We start from the raw sequence: 20,579 nt of genomic DNA, 5'->3' as shown, positions 1-20,579 counted from the left end.
CCAGGACCATCCGCACGGCACGCTCACGCTGATCCTCGGGGTATCGCTTGGGCATAATCGCTATCCTTCACAAAAAAGGAAGCGGCATCAAACCCTGTACGGTTCACAGCACGTGCATCGTCCTGCAGTAAAGCTGCTGTCCCGCTTCCTAGGTTCTATGGGGGTCCGATGAGACTCGGGCGCGGTACGACGTCGTTTGTGCATGTCAGGCGGCGTCGGGCGCCACTCTTGCGTGAGCCACAGGTGTGGGCCTAGTAGTTACTCCGGGTCCGAAAAGGATCGGGACGGAAATTTACGCCAGGGGTTACGTGGTGTCGCCGGCGCGATTAATGGCGCGGTAGACGGTTGAGCGCACCACCGCGAAAGGCCACTGGGGGAAGAGCTGTCAGTGCGTTACCTCTCGCACCTTCCCTCCCGGACCCGGCTGTGCCGGGTCATCCTGAAATCCGTGACCCGCGGCGGTCCCGCCGGCCCATTGGCCGACGTGCCGGGCGCTCAACGGCCCGGTAACCGGGTCACCTGCGCCTGCCTACATCTGACTGAAACGAAGCGCCTGGGGACAGGATCTTCAGTCTTGGAACTCTGCCGTCGATTCCCGGTTCTCGTCGACGGATCTCAGCGTCCACTCCCCCGTGTTCTGGTCCCGGACCAGCACGAACGTCACCAGCGGCTGTGTGCTGCTGTCGCTGCGGTTTCCGGCGGCCCCGCTCGTGCTGTGTTCCAGGCGCGCCTGGAGCTGCCGTCGATCCCGCCGCTCTCCCGCGGCATCCTGGACTCCCGCTCCCGCCACGCCGTGCGCTCGTACCAGCGGACAGGTTCCTCAGCGACGCGCCAGCTGTCGCCGGCGACCCTGAATGCCAGCGGGACGCCGTCCGGCGACAGGCTGACCTCCAGGTTTTCCATGGCCCCAACGCTACGCGGGCCTCCTGCCTGGCTCGCTCACATTTGTGAATTCCGGGATGCCGAATCGCTTCCCAATGAGTATGCGGATGGCCGCTTCTAGGGGCTGATCTTCCAGCTCAACGCCCTCGCCCCCGTAACGAATTCCCGTTTCGTCGCCCACCGCTTCGATGTCAAAAAGGTTGAGGACCTCGGCCACGCGCACCTGATACTCGGTGGCGGTCATTTGGCGAGACACACGAACTGGAATTGTGGTGAGGGTGCGCGCGACCCCAGCCTGGATGGATTCATTCACTTGGCGGGCTCGGGGGTGTCACCAAGTTATAGTTAGCGCTGCAGTAGTCGCTCACCGTCTGGAGGTTTCCAGTGGTTTCCACCCTCCAGTTGACTGTCCTGGTTCCGTAGTTGTTGACAGCGCTATTGGTGTACCCGCTCGTGTAGCGCAGGGCGGTGCCGGAGTAGAACTTGACCTGTGTGCTGAACTCTTGCGTCACCCTTACCCACACGACCTGACCCACGGGACAGCTGAAATAGCCGTTGGCGCCCGTGACGGCCGCTGCGCGGGCATCGCGGGTGCCATTGCCAATGCGGCAACGACGCCGATCGCGCCGAGTTTTCGAGTTTTCAATGCTTCCCCCTGAGCGTCCGGACGGGGTTTCGGTGTAAACCGCCACCAACTGATGGTGCACTCTTGCATGACGTTTCGCCATTGTGCAAGGGGTCTCAACCCGCCACTTCACCGCGGCTCTTCTTCATGTGCACTCGTCGAGCAGACAGCCGATCTTCTGACAGTGGCGAGAGGCCGTGCTGCATCAGCTTGACGTCACGAAAGGTGCCAATTAGCGCTGCGGAAATGCCGCCATTTATCGCTGTGATTCACACCGATCAGGAGTTCTGGCATGGTCCTGAACGTACCGTTTATCCCCGCGGGATTCTGTTGATCGAAGCAACACCTTCTTTCAAGGTGGTTCGACATGTATCTCAGTTCCTCGTCAGCAGCAGGCATCCGGTTTCTTGCCTCGGTTAAGCTCGGACACGGTCTCAAACCGTCCGCCCGCCATGCTGGCATCGACATCTACTTCTGCGACCCGCACTCACCCTGGCAGCGGGGCATCAACGAGAACACCAATGGCCTGCTGCGCCAGTACTTTCCCAAAGGCACGGACCTGAGCATCCACAGCGCGACAGACCTCGACTGGGTCGCCCAGGAACTCAACGACCGGCCACGCAAAAGACTAGAGTTCAGAAAGCCGGTCGAATTGTTCGAAGGACTCCTGTTGCAATGACCGCCTGAATCCGCCGAACCTTCACCGAGACAGAGTGGCCTCTCTGAGGTAATCGGGGCGAGTGGCGCGACTCGCGGTAGACAAACTGAGCGCCCAGGTAGCCACTCCGCCGGCTGCGAAGGCAGCACCAAGAAAGGCCGAGCCTGGCCAGCCGGCGGTGGCATATAAGGCGGTTGTAGCCGCGGCGCCGAGGGCGGAGCCGAGGGAGTAGAAGACCATATATGCACCGATGGTGGTACTGACGCGGTCGGCGTAGACGGTGGTGAGAATGTGCTGATTGCTGACGTGGACGGCTTGGACAGCGAAGTCAAGCAGGATCACTCCGAGGATCAGCAGTACCAACGACCAAGTGAGCTGTCCGATTGCGAACCACGAGGCGAGCAAAACAATCAGGGCGAAGCCGGTGACGCGGTTCGCGTACCCTGCGTCTGCCCAGCGACCAGCGCGGGCAGCACCGAGGGCACCGGCGAGTCCGGCGATGCCGAACAGTCCGATCTGCGTCTCGCTGAGGTGCCACGGCGAACCGGTCAAGGGCAGGGCCATGCCGCTCCAAAGCGCACCGAAGGACGCGAACAGGAAGAACGCGATCAGCCCGCGACTGAGAAAGACCGGATGGGTGAACATTCCGGCGAAGGAGCGCAGCAGGACCCCATACCTCGCGCCGCCCGAGCGGATGTCCGCGGGAAGCAGGATCAACACCAACAAAGCGAGAGCCGCGGCGAGGACCGCCAGGACGACGTAGATACTGCGCCATCCCCAGATGTCCGCGAGGAATCCTGCGAGGATGCGCCCACCGAGGATGCCAATCACCACGCCCGAGGTCACGATCCCCAGATTTCGGCCACGCTCGGAGGGCACAGAGAGCGCCGTCGCGTACGCAACCGCCGTCTGCACCACCACGGCGAACACACCCGACAGCGCGAGGCCGACGAATGCGACCCACGCTGCAGGGGCAACCGCGACAATGGCTAGGCCTGCCGCCACCAGGACAAGGTGGAGAACAATTAAGCGTCTGCGGTCGAGCAGATCTCCCAACGGCACCAGAAGGATCAGGCCTACAAGGTAGCCGAGTTGGCCAGCGGCCACGAACCAGCCCACGGTGTCGACCGGGACACCCAAATCAAGTCCCATCTGACCGAGAACAGGTTGCCCCGCGTACACGCTCGCCACAGCGACCCCGCAGATAACAGCAAGCAGCAGCTTCGTTCGTCCGTTAATACCAACCACCTCATTCAGTTGCAATTTGCTACCAATCAGAAGATAGGTCAAAATAGTTGCAAGATGCAACTCGTTGGAGGTGTGATGACGTACGACATGGCCGCGAGCATCGCGTGGACAGACCCGAGCTGCCCAGTCGCCCGCACGACCGACCTTGTCGGTGACCGCTGGAGCCTGCTTGTCATCCGCGACGCGATGGATGGCGCCCGCTCATTCACCGACTTCCAGAGGCGCACAGGCATCGCCCGCAACATTCTCACCGACCGACTCCGCAAGCTCACGGCACACGGCCTAATCGCCCAGGTCGATGCGCAATCCGGCAAGCGCAAGCTGTATGAACTCACCGACGCAGGCAAAGACCTCTTTCCGGTGATCGTCTCGCTACGACAGTGGGGCGAGCGTCACGCGTTTGCCGCCGGAGAAGATCATTCGGTGCTGGTAGGTGACAATTACGCTCGCGTACCGGAACTCGTGCCTATGTCCGCCGACGGAACGCCACTGACGAGCGAGAACACACGCGTCCGACGGGCTCACTGACCGGAGGAGCGCTCGGCGCGGTCCATAGCTAGACGAGCGCCCGCAAGCCGGACGATCACCGGAACACACCCGGCGCAACGGGGGCACCAACTTCGGGGGCCATCATGAGCGTCGTTTCCGTAAAACCCGCCCGAGAAAATGCCCAGGCAAGGGGCGGCGGTTTCTAAGGGTCGTCAAACGGACACGCAGACGCTGTCTCGCAACCCCAGGGATGTGAGACGGTCCGACGAAACAATAGTGCGGCTTGGAACTCCGCGGCTCCGAGTGTCTTGCCACCGTGTATCGCAGCCTCCTGTTAGTTTTACTGACATGAGTATTGGTTGCAAGACACTTGCGGGGCTTTCATGGGAAAACTGATCGGCTACGTCCGGGTCTCGACCAGGGCACAGGACTTCGACCGGCAGGTTCGGGACCTGCTCGCAGCCGGTGTGCGACGTGATGACCTCTACACCGACCACGGGGTCAGCGGCGCCCGGGCATCAAGGCCGGCATTCAATAGGGCGCTGGAAGCACTGCACGAGGGGGACACCCTGGTGATCACCACGTTGGACCGGCTGGGAAGGTCCACGGTGAACATGCTCGGCCTTGCCGATGAACTGCGGGCCAGGGGCATCAACCTTCGGGTGCTGAACCTGGGCGGCGGGAATGTGGACACCGGCACCCCGATGGGATCCATGGTCTTCACTGTCATGGCGGCCCTGGCCCAGATGGAACTCGAGATTAAGCGCGAACGCATCAACGACTCTGTCTCCAAACGCCGGGCCGCGGGGAAGGATCTGGGCGGACGGCGGCAGCAGTTCAGCGACAGCCAGATCAGCAACGCCCGCCGCCTCATCGACGCCGGGGAGGCAGCTACCCACATCGCCCGTGACCTGGGTATGTCGCGGGCGACCCTGTACCGGCGGATCGGAGAGCTGGATGCCCGGCAATGGATCACCTCTCAGACGCCCTGAGGCTGACCGGCAGCAGTAACCCCGCATCGGCCGGTTCACCCTTCGGCACTCTCAGGCCCCGGCTGATGCCAAACCGCCTCGGCGACTTCCTCTTTTGAAGCCAACTGTTGCCCCTGCAGACGATCGCCCATAGGCTCATCCATGTGAGTGGCGGGGACGGTATTCCGAGAAGCGGAACCGCCCAGCGACCCGTGAAGGAAATCAAGCATGGCAACAGGTACTGTCAAGTGGTTTAACTCCGAAAAGGGCTTTGGTTTCATTGCCCCTGACGACGGAAGCGCTGACGTGTTCGCACACTATTCGGCAATCGCATCCAGCGGTTACAAGTCCCTGGACGAGAACCAAAAGGTTCAGTTCGACATCACCCAGGGCCCCAAGGGCCCCCAGGCTGAGAACATTCAGCCGCTCTAGCAGTCCCCAAGAGACTGGTCAGCCGTTGCGGCCGGCCAGTCTCTTGCTGTGTCCGGGGCGAGAGTAAACATGTGCCACGATGACGTTAATCCCGTCGGTAGCCGCCGCACAGCCTTTGGACCCGTTGCGACAGATCAGGCGACACTAGGCTGATTCCCGTGGATCGTCATTCAGTGCCTCATCCTCGAACTGCTGAAAGGTCCGGCCCGTCGCGGTCTTCCAGGAAAATCCTTCCGTTGATACTGCCGCCTAAAACCACCGCGCCAGCGGTGCTAGGACTGCTGAACAGCTGGTCCTCAACGAAGACGTAATCATCACCGCGAATATCGACCACGCCCTGCTCAACTAGGTCAAGGCGCCTGCGCAGGAGTGAGGCCGGCAGCGAGGGGCGAGCCCCATAAGAAACATGGTTGCAGTAATCCCCCCGTCATCGGGCATTTCACCGTGCGGGTCTTACGTACATGGCCCAGGCCAGCAACCGTGCGGAACATGTCAGCAGGCTCCCGCGGCACAGTGATCGACCGGCTTAAGAACACCATTTGGCGGCGGTTTGACTGGACACAACGTCGCCTGATGACGGAAACCGTAGGCGACGGAGAGCGAGCCGAGCTTATGAAGCCCATCGATAGGATTGACCCATGACGCCCAACCCGTGGATGAGCCGCGATTCGCCTGCCCATGTAGTTGAGCGTTTCTTCGCAAAGCATGGGCGGGCGAACCTGGTGCTTCCTGACGGTTGGTATGGGCGGCCTTTCGATTCCCTCTTTTCCCTCACTCTCGCCGCGGATCTTCAACATGGGCTCAAGATCGAGCTTGAAGGGGGACGAGAACTGGTTTGTGAAGGCGACGTCAGCGTTGCAAAGACCAAGTTTGATAAGTACCCGGCTTTGAGAATTGAGGGCTTTCAGGCCGCTTCATGGGACCCCTGCGATGGCATCGGAAATAGACAAACCTACAGAGGGTCAACTCCAGTCTTCTTGGTTTCCTAGTAGGCAGGCAGAGTATGAAAGCCGGCAGGGCCAACTTCAAGCCGGATGTTCGCTAGAGGATCGGCTTGCGGGCACTGGCATGATGGCCCCAGCGGGCACGCTGAAATCCAAGACGATGCAGAGGCGTTGATGTCTAACGGAGTTCACGGTGGGCTTGTTCGATTCGTGTTACGGTACCTGTATGCACATGCAGTTACCTACGCCAAGCGCCGCTGTTGGGTGCGGCCTCAGCAGCGCTTGGTCAAAAACCGCCGCGTTCGCTTCCGCCATGGATGCGAGCCTGGACAAATGGCTCGCAGACACCTACCGCATCGGACTCACGGATTTCCGCGCCCTGGCCCTTGTGGACCATGCATCCGACAAGGAGTTGCGGGTCAATGAGCTTGCGCAGCTGGTCGGCCTGAGTCAGAGTTCGGCAACACGCCTGGTGAGCCGGCTGGAGGCCAAAGGGTTCGTCCGTCGGGATCTCTGTCAGGACGACGGCCGCGGCGTCTACGCGGTCATCACCGGTCAGGGCGAGAAGCTGCTGGATGAGGTGCGAGGGCCCTACGAGGCCCGCATCCACGAGCTCTTGGCCCGGGCATCTACACACTTCCCGGAAGTGGATATCTTCCAGCTCGCCTCAGCCCTCCGCCAGATCGACTCCGCGATCACACCCTGAACAAAGCGGGATTGACTCCAGTCAGTGAGCACACCCTTCCATGGCTATATATGTGCATGTACATGCAATGACAAGTGCTAAAGGAACTCAAGATGAGCATCAAGGTGGAGGTCTTTGTTGACTATGTCTGCCCGTTCTGTTTCCTGATCGAAGGTGCGATCAGGGAACTCAAACGCGACCGAGACGTGGAAGTGTCCATCCGCCCATTCGAGCTTCGCCCCGAACCGGTGCCCACGCTCCGCCCGGAAGACGAGTACCTGCCGCGCATTTGGAACGACTCTGTCTATCCCATGGCCCGGCGCGTCGGGATCGACGTGACGCTCCCTTCGATCTCGCCGCAACCGCGAACCGAGAAGGCGTTCATGGTGCTGCAACTGGCCGAGGAACGGGGCAAGGCCGAGGAGTACTCCGAGGCGATGTTCGAAGCGTTCTTCCAGGACGATCGCGACATCGGCGAGGACGACGTCATCATCGACGTGGCGGCCGGGATCGGCTTGGACCGAACAGAGGTGGCAGAGGCCCTGACCGGTCAGGAACGCCGCGCCAGGCAAAAAACTTATCAGGACCACGCGGTCAACACGGTCGGGATCCAGGCGGTTCCGGGCATCGTGATCGCGGGGCAGCTCGTGCGTGGCGTGCCCAGTGCTTCCCGGATGAAAAAGGTCGTTGACCAGATCACCGGGCAGCTTCCTCAGCCCGGGGGCCAGCCATGACCCTGACCGCTGCCCATTTGCGGCCCGTCATGGAGCGCGCCGTCGAAGCGTGTATCGCCCACGTCGAAGGCGGTGGCCTGCCGTTCGTCGGTGTCGTCGTCACCGAGGCAGGAGTGATCTCTGAGTTCGGCGTGAACCGGGTGCAGGAGACCGGAGACCCCAGCGCCCACGCCGAGATCGTCGCGATGCGACACGCGCTGGACTCCCATGGCCGTACGATTCTGGCCGGGGCCGCACTGCTGGCCACCGGTGAGCCGTGCGGACTGTGCTACCGCTTCGCGATCGACCACGGCATTGAGGCGATCCACGTCGCCGTCGATCGCGATGCGGTCGCGCACTTCGGAATCGATTACCGCAGAAGCTACCAGGCCCTGGGAATCGATGAGGAACAGCGCGCCATGTTGTTGCACCACCTCCCCGTTGACCGGGGGCTCGAGCCCTTCACGCGCTATCGACCGACCAACACACCCACCGGGCACAAACACACAAGCCCTCACACCCATTGGACAGGAACATCATCATGAGCTGGCTCTACCTAGGCATCGCCGTCATTTTCGAGGTCGCTGTCGGCATCTTCGCCGGCAAGGCGCAAGGCTTCACCAAGCTGTGGTGGACCATCAGCACCCTCGTCAGCGGCGCGATCGCCACGTTCTTCCTCAGTCTCGCCCTGCTGACCTTTGACGTCGGCGTCGGCTACGCCATCTGGACCAGCGTTGCCGGTGTCGGGATTGTCATCGTCGGCGCACTCTTCCTCTCCCAGCGACTGACGTGGAAAAAGCTCCTCGGAATCGCCGCCATCATCGTCGGCGTCGTCGGGCTCAACCTCAGCGCAGTCGCATGACCCCCCCTACCCCTCACCTCGAAAGGACACCTGTCATGACCAACACTTTGAACACGACGCCACCGGACACCACCAAAAAGAATGCCGGCCCTTGGCTGGCCCTGCTACTCGCCGGCGTCTTCGAGATCGGCTACGCACTCAGCGTGAACGGCAGCGAGGGATTCACCGTTCTCGCCTGGTCGATCTCCGCCTTCGTATTCTTCCTGCTAACACTGTTCTTCCTCAGCCTTGCCTTGAAGAAAATCGACGTCGGTATCGGCTACGCCGTCTGGGCCGGAATCGGCGCCGTCGGCGCGGCCCTGCTCGGACCAGTCTTCTTTGACGAGACCCTGACGCCGCTCAAGACTTTCTGGCTCGCCGTGATCATCGGCGGCGTCATCTGGCTCAAACTCGCAGACAGCCCGAAGATCGAGCGCACCCTTCCCCAAGCAGCACCGCAAGCCCACCAGTGACTACAGCGGCCGTCGACTCCGCCCGCGGTGGTGTTCTCACCGCAGGCGGAGCCTCCCGCCGCCAAGACGCGTCGCCGATCTACATGGAATCCGTCGACGCGGGTGAGCAACCGTCTTTTGGAACCTGGCACGAGAGGTCCTGGCTGCCGCCCTGGCAGAACGGTCAATATTGCTCCTGCTATTGCCCTTGGGCGGCAGCAACCGCAATGGTCAGCGGTTTCCGCGGAGGGCGCCCGAGAAGCCGAGTGATGTCTTCGGTGGTTTCGTCAAGGAAGCCGTGGGCGACAGCGGCGTGTATGGATAGCAGCATGGCCGGTTGGAACGGCAGCAGCCCTGCGGTGTTCAGAGCGCTACGGAGGTCCGCGAGTGTGCCTGGCTTGTAGGTTGCCCCCAATTCGTCGGCGACATCCAACGCGGAGATCGCCTCCGTGCCGACGAGGTTGTACGTTCGTCCGGCGTGTGGCTGTGGAGACTGTGCGACGACTGATGCCGCCTCAGCCAGGTCCTGGCGGGCGATCGCCGCAACACTGCCGGGGCCGAACGGCGCCGTGATTGTGCCGGCTTCAGGTGTGAGGAGTTGTCCGATCAGTTCCGCATAGAGGCCGTTCCGTAGGATCGTCCAGGGAACGGCGCCCTGCTGCAGGCGTCGTTCGGTCCAGCGGTGGGCCAGGGCAAATCCCAGGTGGTCGCCGCCGTCGGCCACGCTCGTGTAGATGATGTGCTGAACGTTGCTGCGTTCGGCGGCGGTGATGACGCTTTCGTGCCGGGCAATCACGACGTCGTCCTCGGCCGTGCCGGCGGAGACAATGACAAGGGTGCCGACACCACCAAAGTCGAGGGTTGCAGGGTCGTCGAAGTTGAGCAGGCGCTGGCGCGGGTCGTCGCCCGGCGTGCGGGTACCGCCTACCACATCGACTCCGGCTTCTTTGAGATGGTGGAGGATTGCCTGGGCGAGCTGGCCCGAGGCCCCGGTAACGAGAATCATAGACTGGCTTCTTCCGCTAGTTCTTTTCAGTAACTAGACCCATCTTCGGTAACGTTTGGGCACGGCCACAAGGAGGCACTTTCATGTTAGGCAGTCACACCGGAGTAACCGCTGCGCTGGAACCGTGCGGCAGCACCGACCACCCGGACTGCGGCATCCGCGACGTCCTCGACCGGATCGGGGACAAATGGTCAGTCCTGGTCATCGTCGAACTGGCCTCCGGGGTGCGGCGTTTCCGGGAGCTGCAGCGAGCCATCGACGGGATTTCCCAGCGGATGTTGACGCTGACCGTTAGGCGCCTTGAACGTGACGGTTTGCTCACCCGGACCGTTTACCCCACGGTCCCAGCGCAAGTCAACTACGAACTCACGGCCCGCGGCAGCGGCCTCACTCATTTGGTTAAGCAGCTCGCGGACTGGTCGCTGGAGCACAAGGATGCCATTGGACGATCGCGGGACCTCTACGACGAGGAGAACCCGGACAACGCGATCCGGTAGCTATTGAATGGAATGACCGCTCGGTTGGTCTTACGCGCGTTCGGTGAGGGATCCTCACCGGGCGCCCGAGTCCGCAGGGCTTCAAGCCGAGATGTTTCGGTGAAGGTTCCGCCTGCGTGCGGTCTCTGGCGGCGTAGTGGGCCCGGTAGCGCTCGTGGGCGGTGTGCGAGCCGAGAGGACTCGTTCAACGGTGACACCGTTTGCGCTCAGCGCAGCCCGCGCCGCATGAGTACGCGCGGGAATCGGTTGATCACCGAGTCCGTCACAGCGACCTTGGTGAACCCGCCACGCTCGAACAGCGCACGGGTACCCACGTAGGCCATGGTGAGGTCGACCTTCTCGCCGTGGTTGTCGACCGGATAGCCCTCGATCGCTGGTGCGCCGCGATCGAGGGCGAACTGCACGGCACCCGCCAGCAGGTGGTGCGATATGCCTTGACCACGGTGCCCCGGTCGCACCCTGATGCACCAGACCGACCACACATCCAGGTCGTCCACCTGCGGGATCTTGCGGTTTCGGGCGAAGCTGGTATCGGCGCGCGGATGCACGCCGGCCCACCCCACCACCACGTCGCCGTCGTACGCGAGCACCCCCGGTGGAGGATCCTGTCCGACCAGCTCCTTCACGAGAGCTCCGCGCTCGGGACCGCGCAGCGCGAGGTTCTGCTTCGACGGGATGCGATAACTCAGACACCAGCACACCGTCGCATCGGGCCGCTTCGGTCCCACCATCGCCCTCACGTCCTCGAACGCCGTTGCGGGACGGACTTCGATCACCATGTCGCCACCCTGCCACCGGTGCACAGCATAGGCAATAGCGTTGCCTGCGTCGGCGCAGCCTGGAGGCGACCTATCCGACCGACCACGCGACAGAGCGGTGTCCGGATGACGTCCGGCTTCCGGGCAATTGACCATTTGCATTAGTCGGGGTTGATGCGAGCGGGGCCACCTGCGTCTTTGGAGACAATTGAGGTGGCTCGTGCCCTTGACATCGCGTTCACCACCAGCCCAAGATGGCCTCGTCCACCGGCATGCAGCAGCGACAGACCACGTGGCCAAGGTATTGAACTGCAACGTCTGGGTCGGTCGGAAGAACCTTTTGACAGACCAGCGAAGGATTTGAGATGCCGAATAAAGTCGACTATTTCGAGATAGGTTCACCCGATCCGGAGGCATCAAAGGCCTTCTACTCGGGACTGTTCGGCTGGGAAGTGGGTGCACCGACCTTCCCTGCCCAATACAGCATGGTCAACGCCGACGAAGGTGGTCTCTGGGATACCTCGGGGATGGGCGGCGCGACGTGGGCAATCTTCTACGTTCACGTCGATGACGTAGCCGCGGCGATCCACAGAGCGACAGAGCTCGGCGCAACCGTTGCCCTGCCACTCGTTGACAATGGCAGCATCGAGTTCGCACACCTCCTTGATCCACTCGGCAACCGATTCGCGATCTGGCGGCCGAAGGCGGCGTAGGGCCGTCAACTCTGGATGGGCACGTGGCTCCCGATGGGGCGAACAGGCATCCAATCGCGTGTCGACGTGCCTATGTCCGTATCGAGAGGAGGGGTGTTATGTCTTATGAGCCCGTCTTGGGCCAAATAAACCTGGTGGTGCGGGACATGGACGCCACCGTCGCCTTCTACCGTCGCCTTGGCCTGAGAATAGATGCCGGGCCGGGAGTCCCGCATGTCTCCACCCGACTACCCAACGGCATGCATATCGAATGGGACAGCGTCGAGTTCGTGCCCCAATGGGACTCAGGTTGGAACGGGACCACCGGGGGCACTGCGGTGCTCGCGTTCTCCGTACCGACGCGCGAGGCCGTCGACCAGATCTATGCGGAGTTGACCAGCGCAGGATACGAAGGCCATCAACAGCCCTACGACGCCTTCTGGGGTGCCCGTTACGCGATCGTCGATGATCCCGACGGCAACAGCATAGGGATCATGAGTCCGGAAGATCCAGAACAGAAGGTCTGGCCACCCACCCAACCGCCACAAGGGTCCTGACCTCCCGGCCCACGCACGTCGCGTGACGGGGCGGGTGCCCGGTGAAGCTTCCCCGGTGACACACTTCGCGCGCCGTGACCAGATGGCCGCTTTCGGGTTCGCACCGCGTCGCTCATCGTCCGGCTTGCGCGGCGCTACGGTGATGATTCATGTCTTTTCCGCGCGGTTCGGCCTGCGGTCCGGTCTGGGGGCTTATTTGGCGGTGTAGCTGGCGTGAATGTTGCGGTAGATGCGCGGGGCTCGGTCTCGGATTGCGCGGGTGCTGTCGCCATCGACCCGATCCACGGCGTCCCCGGCAGGTAGCTCGGCATTTTCAATCTTGGCCGAAAAGAGCGCGGTCGGGGCGCCGGCCAGGTTCGCGATTTCTACATCCACGGCAAGTTCGGCGACTACCCCTTGAGGATCGTGTCCAGTGCATTGAATGCGTTCTGCCAGCCAACTGTCGTGCCTACGTATTCCGCGGAGGTCAGGTGGCCGCCGGTCTGGCTGAACACCATCTCGGTGCCACCGTCAACTGCGTTGAAGGTCACAGTGAGTAGCTCGCGTTCATCTCCATGCGGCTCGTTGGTCATGGTCAACACGAGCCTGTTTGGTCGGTCGACCTCGATGTATTCGCCGCGCATGTGAAACTCGCCGTGCATGAGGAGGCTGGGTTGATCTTGGCTAAGGATCATCGTGGCCTTCCAAGCGCCGCCTGGGCGGACGTCCAACGACAGGCGGCTTAGCGGGATCTCGACGTCGCTGCCACCCCACCATGCAGCGAAAGACTCGGGGGTCACCCAGGCATCGAATACGGCCTCGGGTGGGACTGCAAACGTGCGGGTGACGGCGGAGCCTGTTGGTTCGGTCATCGCTTCTTTCCCCCGACACCCGGCATGGACGTGATTTGCTCCATCCATGCCGCGATCTGGCGTTCGTCGAGGTCGTCAATGGATTGCAGCTCCACACCTCGCGTCGCCTTGCCCATGCCCACCGGGGTCACCGGCGGTACCGGCTTGAGTTCGGCGCCATTGATAAACATGAGCTTGACGTGGCTGGCGAAGCCGCCGCAGCTGAAACACCATCCGTCACCGACGCCGTAGTAGGACATGCCCCACTTCACGGAACGCTGGAGGTCAGGCAGTGTTTTGGCTGCCAGCGCGTCGACCGCTTCCGCGATGCCGCGCTGCGGCTGCGGCAGGCTGGCGATGTATGCGAATACAGGTTTGTCACCGACTGCCGCTTTCGCGGGGCTCGCCCTACCAGTCATGGCTTCCGGCAGTGCCACGGTGGCGCTTGTTGATTCAGTCATCAGTCGTGCCCTTCATTTCCCTTGTGAGGTGTTGTTCTAAAGCATCAAAACTTTTCTCCCAGAACTGGCGGTAGTCATCGATCCAGTCGGCCGCCGGCGCGAGAGCAATGGCCGTCAATCTCGCCGGGCGCCATTGGGCTTCGCGACCTCGAGAAATCAGGCCCGCCTTCTCGAGGACGTGAAGGTGTTTCGAGATGGCGGGCAAGCTCATGGCGAACGGTGCCGCAATGTCCTTCACGGTTGCCTCTCCGTTCGTGAGCTTCGCAAGGATCGCACGCCGAGTCGGATCAGCAAGAGCTGAAAAGGTTCGGCTGAGTTGATCGGCTTCCATGAACCTATAATAAACCAATGGGTTATTTAATCAATTGGCTAAATGACTTGATTTTGTTCAAAGTCCAGAAGCTCATGCCACTTCAACCAATGGTTTCAACTCAAACCGCAGCATTTAAGTTACTGGGCATTTTGTCGCGTTGGTGGATCGGCTAACGGGCGGTCGGGGATGGCATTTATCGCTGCGAAAACGCCGCCATTTCTCTGTGCGATTAACACAGCAATTACGCGGGCTGTGGAGGATTCCGACAGCACGGTGATCGACCCGATTGCGGTCACGTTGCCTCTGCCCACGAAATGCCTCCGAATCGTCCGCAGCGGGTTCGGCGTGTGGACGAAGGTTTTCCCGGCGGGGGTGGCGAGGATTCGCGAGTCGAGGTCCATTCTGGCAGGCTCGCCTGGTGGCTGAGACGATAGCGGTTGATGTGGTGCGAGTCTTTACCGACGCGCAGGGCGGTCACGGTAATGAACTGGGAATCATCCCAAGTTCAGTGGTCAGTCAGGGACGCGAGCAGACGATCGCAGCGCTACTCGGGTTCAGCGAGACCGTCTTCGTGGATGGTATCGGGCAGGGTCCCGCAGAGAATCGAGTTGCGCACATCCGCATCTTTACTCCAGTCACCGAGCTGCCGTTCGCTGGGCACCCGAGTGTGGGAACAGCGTGGTGGCTTGCCCGCAGAGGAACCCCGGCCACTGTGCTGCGCGAGAAGGCCGGCGACGTGACTGTCAACAACCTCCCGGACGCGACGTGGATCACCGCTCACGCTGCCTGGGCACCAGAATATGACTGGATCCCGGCAGCGGCTGCGGCAGAGGTCAACGCGCTCGACGCGAGCTCATTCACCGGCGCGCGCCATTATGCTTACGCGTGGGTTGATCAGGCCGCTGGTCATTTACGCTCCCGAATGTTCTCGCCTGCCATGGGCATCGCCGAAGACGAGGCGACCGGAGCGGCTGCCATTCGGGTTACTGCGAGACTTGCCCGTGATCTGCGAATAACGCAGGGCACAGGCAGCGAACTGCTGACCGCTCTGATCGAAGATGACCGTGTCCGGCTCGGTGGGCGAACGGTCTTCGACCGCACCATGATGGTCACGCTCTGAGGGACATAGTCCAAAGCTACCGTCGAGGAGCGGCACGGTGCACGATCCTTTACCGGACGTCCAAGAACGCAGTGAGTGCTTCTTTCCACTGTCCGGACGCGTCAAGATGGGCGTCGTGCGACCCGTCGGCAAGGTCGACACGCGTCACGTCGCTTCCCCGCTCCACAAATTGCGCCTTCTGTTCCTCGGTGAACATCCCGCCGCCGGCGTAGACGACCAGGGTGGGTGCCTGGACGCGGGACCATTCCTGCCAGCGCGGTTCTGCGAGGGGTGTAATCGCTGCGATCATCACCTCCGGGTCAAAGCGGGGATGCAGTCCGTCTGCCCGGTACTCCATATCCTCAACCCAGGCACGCTGCAGAGGCCCGTCCCCCAGGAACTTTGCCGCCGCGGCACGGTCAGCGAATGGCACGGGCCAGGAACGAAAGTACTCGCTGAGAGCTGCATGCTCTTGGTCGCTACCGCTCCTTTCACCGCATTCGAGGAGCACAAGGGTCCAGACGAGGTCGGGGTGTGCCGCCGCGGCGATCATTGCGGTGTGAGCGCCCATCGAGTGCCCGACCAAATGGACCGGGCTGGATGCTTCGCGATCGATAACTGCGACAACGTCACGAACAAATGCCTCGCGCGAGGTGTCCAAGGGTAGCCGCGTGCTCAGGCCGTGACCCCGCTGGTCGACCAGCACGACCTTTCGACCGGATAGGGCATGGGCCGAAGGTAGGAATTCCCGTCCACTTCCGGCAAGGCCGTGGAGGATCACGACGGCAGGCTCGCTCCCGTCAATGACGACGTAGCTAATCTCGATACCATCGTCAGCACTCACAACTCGCATTGTTTGCTCCACTCAGCGATCCTACGCAACGACTTAGCTCCCCCCGTGAGCCGGTGGCCCAACGGGCGCCATAGTGCCCGATAACGGAATCCTCCAGCGGACGCCGACGCCTGCAGTTCCTGCTGCGCTCTGGGTCGCCGACCCTAACCCGCGCGCACAAGCCTTCTACCGAAAGAATGGCTTTGTCACCGACGGCTCGGTGAAGGTCGAAGACGACGTGCGGGAGGTCCGAATGGTCCGCGTGCCTCTTTGCCGACCGGCCTTTACCACGCTGTAGACTCCCCGCATGGATGGTAGCGGGACTGCGGTCAACTGGGAGTCAGCACGCGCGAGCAACCGTGACAACTGGGAAGACAGAGTCCCGTTGCACGAAAAGGCGTACGGGGTCAGTGGCTTGGACGATACCAATCACTTAACCAGCGTCATCCGGACAGACCTGGCCGCACTCGCGCCATTCCTCCCCGAGGGCACGGTCTCCGGCCTTGATGTGTGCCATCTCCAGTGCCACATCGGCACCGATACGCTCTCACTGGTCAGGGCAGGGGCCCGAGTCACCGGCGTGGACTTCTCCCCGGCCGCCTTGTCATCTGCAGCCAATCTGGCGCAGCGTCTCGGGATAGAGGCAACGTGGGTAGAGACCGACGTTCTCGATGCCCGTGCGGCCGTCAGTGGTGACTTCGACCTCGTATACACCAGCATCGGTACCATCAATTGGCTGCCAGACCTGGACCGCTGGGCGATACAGGTAGCAGGGCTTCTGCGGGCTGGGGGGACGTTTTTCATCCGCGACGGGCACCCTGCTCTCTACGCCCTTGATGAGCATGCCGACGGACTGCAGCTTCGGTATCCGTATTTTGGTAACGGCGAGGCGCAGGTATGGGACAACGAGTCCACGTACGCGGGAGAAGGCAAGGTCGCTCGTTCCCGGACGTATCAGTGGGCGCATCCCTTGTCCAAGATCATCAACTCCCTGATCGCTGCGGGGCTGCAGATTCTTCGTGTTAATGAGGGTAGGACGATCCCTTGGAAGTTCGCGCCCCGCATGGTGGAAGTGGAGGAGGGCTTCGCGTGGCCAGAATCCGAGCGTGACCTTGTGCCGTGTACCTACACAATCATCGCTCGCAAAACAGGCGAGTAGACGAACTATTTTACGTGAGCTTCCTGCTGTGTCGGCGTCCGGTGAAGGATCCTTTACCGGGCGTCTGCCCAGTGCTCCCGACCAGGCGCTGGGGAAAGTACAGGACGACCCCGGGTCGGTCACCATCGCTCTCAGCAAGCCGTCCAGAATGACCGCGGAGTGAAGTGGTCCCCGATGCCGGGTGAACGATCGGGACTAGGTGATGGGGACCGTCCGTGTCTTGCGGAGCTGGGCGATGCCGATGACAGTGAGTGCGGCTGTTCCCAGCAGGACCAGGATCAACAGCCCCAGCAGCGGGAGCTCGTGGATGGCGAGCTGCGGAATGCGGCGTGAAGGCACTGCCAAAACGCCCACAAAGGCGCCGATCAGACCGAAGTAGCTACCGGTCATGAAACTGCGGTGGGCCCTGATGTTTTTCTTCCAGATGGCCCACAGTCCTGCTGTCAGTGTGCAGAACGTCAGCACTGAGAGTGCGTGGAGCCAGTTGAACCCGCCGTCGATGGTTCTGATTCCGAACGAGGTCAGCACCACCACATACATAGAAACAGCCCAGATTCGGCCCACGGCCCGATGGACGCTGCCGCCTTTGGTCCGGCGCAGCAGGTTCACTGCTCCGAAAATCAGAGAGTAGCTGGCGGCGATTGCGTGAAGTGAGATCAGAACGGTCCAGGAGGAGGGCATAGTCCGGAGCCTAGCGGAACGTGCCGCAGAAGGATCGGCGAAATCAGGCCGCCGTTGCAACGAACGCCTGAATTCGCCGATCCTGCAACGGACACCTTCTACTTGGATGCTGTATCCGGGGTGATCGAGCGTGTTGAGGGGACCACAAACCGCGGTTGTTGGGGAGCGGTGCCGTGAGGGATTCCAGTGTGGACGGCAATTTTCTCGCGTCAGATCGTCAGCAGTCATGAATCTTGGCGCCATCATTCCGAAGGTGTTGCCGGCGAATTCCGGAATGTGGTCGAGGTTTCGCGGGTTCTTAGGCGGTGGTGTTTGATTTGATTCTGGGTTCTAAATCCGTTGACTCCTGTGTGATGGTGAAGTGTTTGCTGCTGGGCGCGAGTGCTGCGAAGCATGGGGCGGCGAGGCAGATCCCTGCGCAGATCCACAGGACTGGGGAGGAGCCAAAGGCTGCGCTTGCTGGGCCTAGTATGACCAGGCCGGTGGGTGCGAGTCCGTAGGAGACTAGAAAGTCGATGGACGATACTCGGGCCAGGAGGTGTGGGGGTACTTCGCGCTGGGTTGCGGTGAACCAGGGAACGTTAAACATTTGGACGCCGAATCCGGCTATCGCGTAGGCAGCGAAGATGCCCCATTCAGGTGCGGGCAGGGCCAGCACGGCGGGGACTCCTGCGTACAGGGCCATTCCGAGTAAGGCGAAGTGGCCTTGTCTGCGGGGGCGCCAGCGCATCATTGCGGCTGCGCCGCCTAGAGAACCGAGCGTGTAGAAGGTGAGGGCCGTTGCCAGGACAACGCTGCCGCCAAATTCTTCTTCACTGATGACGGGGAGCAGTATTTGGGTTGCGGCGTATCCTGTGGCCAGTTGGGCTGCCAGGGCGCATAGTCCGGCGATGAACCAGCGGTGTTTACGAGCTTCTTGAAGGCCTTCCGTAAAGCTGCTGACGAAATTCTTGACGGGATGCGCCGTTAGGATAGGTGCGCTTCGCCGTGGCGGGGCTTGTTCCTGGCGGCCGGCGGCGGTGAGCATGACGATGCCCCACAGTGCCGCGCTACCGCCCAACACCAGTGCGGGGCTGATCTGTGTGGACAGGATGGCGGCGGCACTCGGGGCAACGACCAAAACAACCCGGCTATTCAACGTGATGAAGGCGTTGGCCTCGTGCCGCTTCGCAACGTCAACGACGTCGGCGACCAACGCCTGGAAGACCGGCCGATAGGCACCGTGGCCGATCCCGACGAGGAACGCCAGCAGAGCCGGGATCAAAAACCACTCGTGCATGACGATGGGCAGAAACGCCGTCCCTGCCGCCGCGCACACCGACGCAGCAAGCACCACGAGCCGGCGCGAGACCACATCCGCAAGAACACCCGCAACCGGCGCCGCAACGAGAAAGCCCACGGTACGTGCGGCAAGGACCCCACCGAGAGTCGCAGGCGATAGCCCCTCATCAAGGACAGCAAGGGCAACGACCACCGGCAGCAACGCGGCTGCCAATCCTGCGCAAAGGTTCCCCAGCCACAGTTTCCAAAAGTCCACACTTCCAAACCACACGTAACCTCCTACATAGCAATGAACAGTTACAACTGTAGGTTATGTTTGAAACATGGACGTGACACTGCATCTTCAATCGGCGCTAGAGGGAGCTCTCTCCCTGGCGAACTCTTTTGGACCTGAGCTCGCGTTCGGCCGGTCACTCAAACCACAGACTGGTGAGACTGCTCGCACCATGACAGCGGAGGCGCTGCTGCTGGCCATCACGACCCCACCTGAGCTCACGGGAGCCGAGGTGGAGTTCATGGGATTGATGGGCGCCAGACTGTGGACCGTCCTAGCGGACGCGGCCAGCGGGAATGCAGGTTCTGCCGCTGCAGCGGTGAACCAAATGTTGCTAGAGCAAGACGTCCGACCGTACCTGATGGAACATGCCCACGGCCCGTGGCACCTTCACTTTTCGACCCCGGACGCATCGCCGGCAGAACAATGGACCGGTGATTTCGCGGTTGCCATTGCAATGCTCTTGGGCAGTGCCGACGCCGAGAACCTCAAATTATGTGGTGCGATCCGATGCGACCGACTATTCATCGACGTGACACGAAACCACTCTCGACGCTTCTGCTCGACATCATGCCAAACGCGTGCAAAGGTTGCCGCCCATCGACAAAGGAAACAAACCCAGGACGGACATTCACAGATACAGGCCTAATCACATCCTCGGGAATCCACATGAGGAATGGTGCATCAGAATCGCCGAGTGCAAAGTGAACCGTCCCGGGAATCATGCCGCCTGTTTGTTGGCGGCGTCGTCGGGTAACGGGCCGGTTTGTAGATCATAATATGTTTGCTCATATTCCTCTGGCGTCTGGTGATCCAGGGCGGAATGCAGGCGTTCGTTGTTGTACCAGTGGACCCACTCGAAGACGATCTCCATCACGTCGGTTTCGGTCTTCAAGGCCCCGCTGCGGAAGGGTGAATCCTTCGCGACGGCCTCGTTCTTGAAGAGCCCCATCACGGTCTCGGCGGCAGCATTGTCATAGGCGTCGCCCACGCTGCCGATGGAGGGCTGGAGTCCTTCCAGGGCCAGTGTGTCGGTGTAGCGGATGGAGGTGTACTGAGAGCCGGCATCGGAGTGGTGGATCAGTCCCGCCGGTGCCGGGACGTCCGGTGTGTTGGCGCCGCCACAGGGCCATTCTCAGGCAGTGTTCGACGAATGCGGTGTCCTTGACGGTTGAGGTTTCCCAGCCGACGATCGCCCG

Annotated in this window: 29 protein-coding genes and 1 pseudogene; 16 read left to right on the top strand and 14 right to left on the bottom strand. The window is 61.7% G+C overall.

The window, feature by feature from the left end; all coding sequences use genetic code 11:
- Positions 1–660: 660 nt before the first annotated feature.
- Positions 661–903, bottom strand: coding sequence for a hypothetical protein (locus tag ABIB51_RS22230; RefSeq protein ID WP_354191524.1), 243 nt, complete (start codon positions 901–903; stop codon positions 661–663).
- A 10-nt stretch (positions 904–913) separates the two neighbouring features.
- Positions 914–1,126: a hypothetical protein gene (locus ABIB51_RS22225; protein ID WP_354191523.1), complete on the bottom strand. Its 213-nt coding sequence runs from the start codon at positions 1,124–1,126 to the stop codon at positions 914–916.
- Positions 1,127–1,952: 826 nt separating this feature from the next.
- Here ABIB51_RS22225 and ABIB51_RS22220 point away from each other — a divergent pair.
- A pseudogene (locus tag ABIB51_RS22220) lies at positions 1,953–2,186 on the top strand (IS30 family transposase); the annotation flags it as partial.
- 21 nt (positions 2,187–2,207) lie between these two features.
- On the opposite strand, the gene ABIB51_RS22215 reads toward ABIB51_RS22220, so the two are convergent.
- The gene (locus ABIB51_RS22215; RefSeq protein WP_354191527.1) at positions 2,208–3,356 is read right to left on the bottom strand and encodes an MFS transporter; all 1,149 of its coding nucleotides are present in this window, start codon (positions 3,354–3,356) and stop codon (positions 2,208–2,210) included.
- Between the two features lie 132 nt (positions 3,357–3,488).
- Here ABIB51_RS22215 and ABIB51_RS22210 point away from each other — a divergent pair, with 132 nt between their 5' ends.
- The 3 genes from ABIB51_RS22210 to ABIB51_RS22200 all read left to right on the top strand — a co-directional run bounded on the left by ABIB51_RS22210 (position 3,489) and on the right by ABIB51_RS22200 (position 5,305).
- A complete protein-coding gene (locus ABIB51_RS22210; protein WP_354191522.1) occupies positions 3,489–3,941 on the top strand; it encodes a winged helix-turn-helix transcriptional regulator in 453 nt (150 codons plus the stop codon).
- A 344-nt stretch (positions 3,942–4,285) separates the two neighbouring features.
- Positions 4,286–4,894 (top strand): recombinase family protein, encoded by a 609-nt coding sequence (locus ABIB51_RS22205; protein WP_354191521.1) that lies wholly within the window; start codon positions 4,286–4,288, stop codon positions 4,892–4,894.
- A 207-nt stretch (positions 4,895–5,101) separates the two neighbouring features.
- Positions 5,102–5,305: a cold-shock protein gene (locus tag ABIB51_RS22200; protein ID WP_069951488.1), complete on the top strand. Its 204-nt coding sequence runs from the start codon at positions 5,102–5,104 to the stop codon at positions 5,303–5,305.
- A gap of 178 nt (positions 5,306–5,483) precedes the next feature.
- Here ABIB51_RS22200 and ABIB51_RS22195 read toward each other — a convergent pair whose 3' ends face one another.
- The gene (locus tag ABIB51_RS22195) at positions 5,484–5,687 is read right to left on the bottom strand and encodes a DUF4357 domain-containing protein (protein ID WP_354191444.1); all 204 of its coding nucleotides are present in this window, start codon (positions 5,685–5,687) and stop codon (positions 5,484–5,486) included.
- 256 nt (positions 5,688–5,943) lie between these two features.
- Here ABIB51_RS22195 and ABIB51_RS22190 point away from each other — a divergent pair, with 256 nt between their 5' ends.
- From ABIB51_RS22190 to ABIB51_RS22165, 6 genes are all read left to right on the top strand, one after another.
- On the top strand, positions 5,944–6,294 hold the full coding sequence (locus tag ABIB51_RS22190) for a hypothetical protein (protein WP_354191520.1): 351 nt from the start codon (positions 5,944–5,946) through the stop codon (positions 6,292–6,294).
- A 268-nt stretch (positions 6,295–6,562) separates the two neighbouring features.
- Positions 6,563–6,955: a MarR family winged helix-turn-helix transcriptional regulator gene (locus ABIB51_RS22185; protein ID WP_354191519.1), complete on the top strand. Its 393-nt coding sequence runs from the start codon at positions 6,563–6,565 to the stop codon at positions 6,953–6,955.
- 92 nt (positions 6,956–7,047) lie between these two features.
- Entirely contained in the window at positions 7,048–7,668 is a 621-nt protein-coding gene (locus ABIB51_RS22180) for a DsbA family oxidoreductase (protein WP_354191518.1), read from the top strand.
- Positions 7,665–8,192, top strand: coding sequence for a deaminase (locus ABIB51_RS22175; RefSeq protein ID WP_354191516.1), 528 nt, complete (start codon positions 7,665–7,667; stop codon positions 8,190–8,192). Before ABIB51_RS22180 ends, ABIB51_RS22175 begins: the two co-directional genes overlap by 4 nt.
- Positions 8,189–8,509, top strand: coding sequence for a DMT family transporter (locus ABIB51_RS22170; RefSeq protein ID WP_354191515.1), 321 nt, complete (start codon positions 8,189–8,191; stop codon positions 8,507–8,509). The genes ABIB51_RS22175 and ABIB51_RS22170 overlap by 4 nt, the downstream gene beginning before the upstream one ends.
- A gap of 35 nt (positions 8,510–8,544) precedes the next feature.
- Positions 8,545–8,961: a DMT family transporter gene (locus ABIB51_RS22165; RefSeq protein WP_354191513.1), complete on the top strand. Its 417-nt coding sequence runs from the start codon at positions 8,545–8,547 to the stop codon at positions 8,959–8,961.
- 178 nt (positions 8,962–9,139) lie between these two features.
- Here the strand turns inward: ABIB51_RS22165 and ABIB51_RS22160 are convergent, their stop codons facing one another.
- Positions 9,140–9,946, bottom strand: coding sequence for an NAD(P)H-binding protein (locus tag ABIB51_RS22160; RefSeq protein ID WP_354191511.1), 807 nt, complete (start codon positions 9,944–9,946; stop codon positions 9,140–9,142).
- Positions 9,947–10,029: 83 nt separating this feature from the next.
- On the opposite strand from ABIB51_RS22160, the gene ABIB51_RS22155 reads away from it, so the two are divergent.
- Positions 10,030–10,443 (top strand): winged helix-turn-helix transcriptional regulator, encoded by a 414-nt coding sequence (locus ABIB51_RS22155; protein ID WP_354191509.1) that lies wholly within the window; start codon positions 10,030–10,032, stop codon positions 10,441–10,443.
- Between the two features lie 206 nt (positions 10,444–10,649).
- On the opposite strand, the gene ABIB51_RS22150 is transcribed toward ABIB51_RS22155, so the two are convergent.
- Positions 10,650–11,222 (bottom strand): GNAT family N-acetyltransferase, encoded by a 573-nt coding sequence (locus tag ABIB51_RS22150; RefSeq protein WP_354191508.1) that lies wholly within the window; start codon positions 11,220–11,222, stop codon positions 10,650–10,652.
- A gap of 344 nt (positions 11,223–11,566) precedes the next feature.
- Between ABIB51_RS22150 and ABIB51_RS22145 the strand changes: the two genes are divergently transcribed.
- Both ABIB51_RS22145 and ABIB51_RS22140 read left to right on the top strand, forming a co-directional pair.
- The gene (locus tag ABIB51_RS22145) at positions 11,567–11,914 is read left to right on the top strand and encodes a VOC family protein (RefSeq protein ID WP_354191506.1); all 348 of its coding nucleotides are present in this window, start codon (positions 11,567–11,569) and stop codon (positions 11,912–11,914) included.
- Between the two features lie 98 nt (positions 11,915–12,012).
- Positions 12,013–12,450, top strand: a complete 438-nt coding sequence (locus ABIB51_RS22140; protein WP_354191505.1) for a VOC family protein — start codon at positions 12,013–12,015, stop codon at positions 12,448–12,450.
- Between the two features lie 192 nt (positions 12,451–12,642).
- Here ABIB51_RS22140 and ABIB51_RS22135 read toward each other — a convergent pair whose 3' ends face one another.
- The 4 genes from ABIB51_RS22135 to ABIB51_RS22120 are packed head-to-tail and all read right to left on the bottom strand — an operon-like array spanning position 12,643 to position 14,072.
- Entirely contained in the window at positions 12,643–12,825 is a 183-nt protein-coding gene (locus ABIB51_RS22135) for a hypothetical protein (RefSeq protein WP_354191504.1), read from the bottom strand.
- A 14-nt stretch (positions 12,826–12,839) separates the two neighbouring features.
- A complete protein-coding gene (locus ABIB51_RS22130) occupies positions 12,840–13,301 on the bottom strand; it encodes an SRPBCC family protein (protein WP_354191503.1) in 462 nt (153 codons plus the stop codon).
- On the bottom strand, positions 13,298–13,741 hold the full coding sequence (locus ABIB51_RS22125) for a DUF1801 domain-containing protein (protein WP_354191502.1): 444 nt from the start codon (positions 13,739–13,741) through the stop codon (positions 13,298–13,300). The genes ABIB51_RS22130 and ABIB51_RS22125 overlap by 4 nt, the downstream gene beginning before the upstream one ends.
- Entirely contained in the window at positions 13,734–14,072 is a 339-nt protein-coding gene (locus ABIB51_RS22120) for an ArsR/SmtB family transcription factor (RefSeq protein ID WP_354191501.1), read from the bottom strand. The genes ABIB51_RS22125 and ABIB51_RS22120 overlap by 8 nt, the downstream gene beginning before the upstream one ends.
- 400 nt (positions 14,073–14,472) lie before the next feature.
- Between ABIB51_RS22120 and ABIB51_RS22115 the strand changes: the two genes are divergently transcribed.
- Positions 14,473–15,174: a PhzF family phenazine biosynthesis protein gene (locus ABIB51_RS22115; RefSeq protein ID WP_354191500.1), complete on the top strand. Its 702-nt coding sequence runs from the start codon at positions 14,473–14,475 to the stop codon at positions 15,172–15,174.
- 49 nt (positions 15,175–15,223) lie between these two features.
- Here ABIB51_RS22115 and ABIB51_RS22110 read toward each other — a convergent pair whose 3' ends face one another.
- Complete coding sequence (locus tag ABIB51_RS22110) at positions 15,224–16,006, bottom strand: alpha/beta fold hydrolase (protein ID WP_502916196.1); 783 nt, start codon at positions 16,004–16,006, stop codon at positions 15,224–15,226.
- Between the two features lie 286 nt (positions 16,007–16,292).
- Here ABIB51_RS22110 and ABIB51_RS22105 point away from each other — a divergent pair, with 286 nt between their 5' ends.
- Positions 16,293–17,144, top strand: coding sequence for a class I SAM-dependent methyltransferase (locus ABIB51_RS22105; RefSeq protein WP_354191498.1), 852 nt, complete (start codon positions 16,293–16,295; stop codon positions 17,142–17,144).
- A gap of 195 nt (positions 17,145–17,339) precedes the next feature.
- On the opposite strand, the gene ABIB51_RS22100 is transcribed toward ABIB51_RS22105, so the two are convergent.
- On the bottom strand, positions 17,340–17,825 hold the full coding sequence (locus ABIB51_RS22100; protein WP_354191497.1) for a DUF2306 domain-containing protein: 486 nt from the start codon (positions 17,823–17,825) through the stop codon (positions 17,340–17,342).
- Positions 17,826–18,123: 298 nt separating this feature from the next.
- On the bottom strand, positions 18,124–19,362 hold the full coding sequence (locus ABIB51_RS22095) for an MFS transporter (protein WP_354191525.1): 1,239 nt from the start codon (positions 19,360–19,362) through the stop codon (positions 18,124–18,126).
- 67 nt (positions 19,363–19,429) lie between these two features.
- Between ABIB51_RS22095 and ABIB51_RS22090 the strand changes: the two genes are divergently transcribed.
- Positions 19,430–20,029: a CGNR zinc finger domain-containing protein gene (locus ABIB51_RS22090; protein ID WP_354191496.1), complete on the top strand. Its 600-nt coding sequence runs from the start codon at positions 19,430–19,432 to the stop codon at positions 20,027–20,029.
- Positions 20,030–20,101: 72 nt separating this feature from the next.
- Here ABIB51_RS22090 and ABIB51_RS22085 read toward each other — a convergent pair whose 3' ends face one another.
- Positions 20,102–20,401 (bottom strand): integrase core domain-containing protein, encoded by a 300-nt coding sequence (locus ABIB51_RS22085; RefSeq protein WP_502916197.1) that lies wholly within the window; start codon positions 20,399–20,401, stop codon positions 20,102–20,104.
- Between the last annotated feature and the right edge of the window lie 178 nt (positions 20,402–20,579).

The sequence above is a fragment of the Arthrobacter sp. UYCu712 genome, from assembly GCF_040547005.1.
In the GTDB taxonomy this organism is placed as follows: Bacteria; Actinomycetota; Actinomycetes; order Actinomycetales; family Micrococcaceae; genus Arthrobacter.
This window is presented reverse-complemented; position numbering and strand designations above follow the sequence as displayed.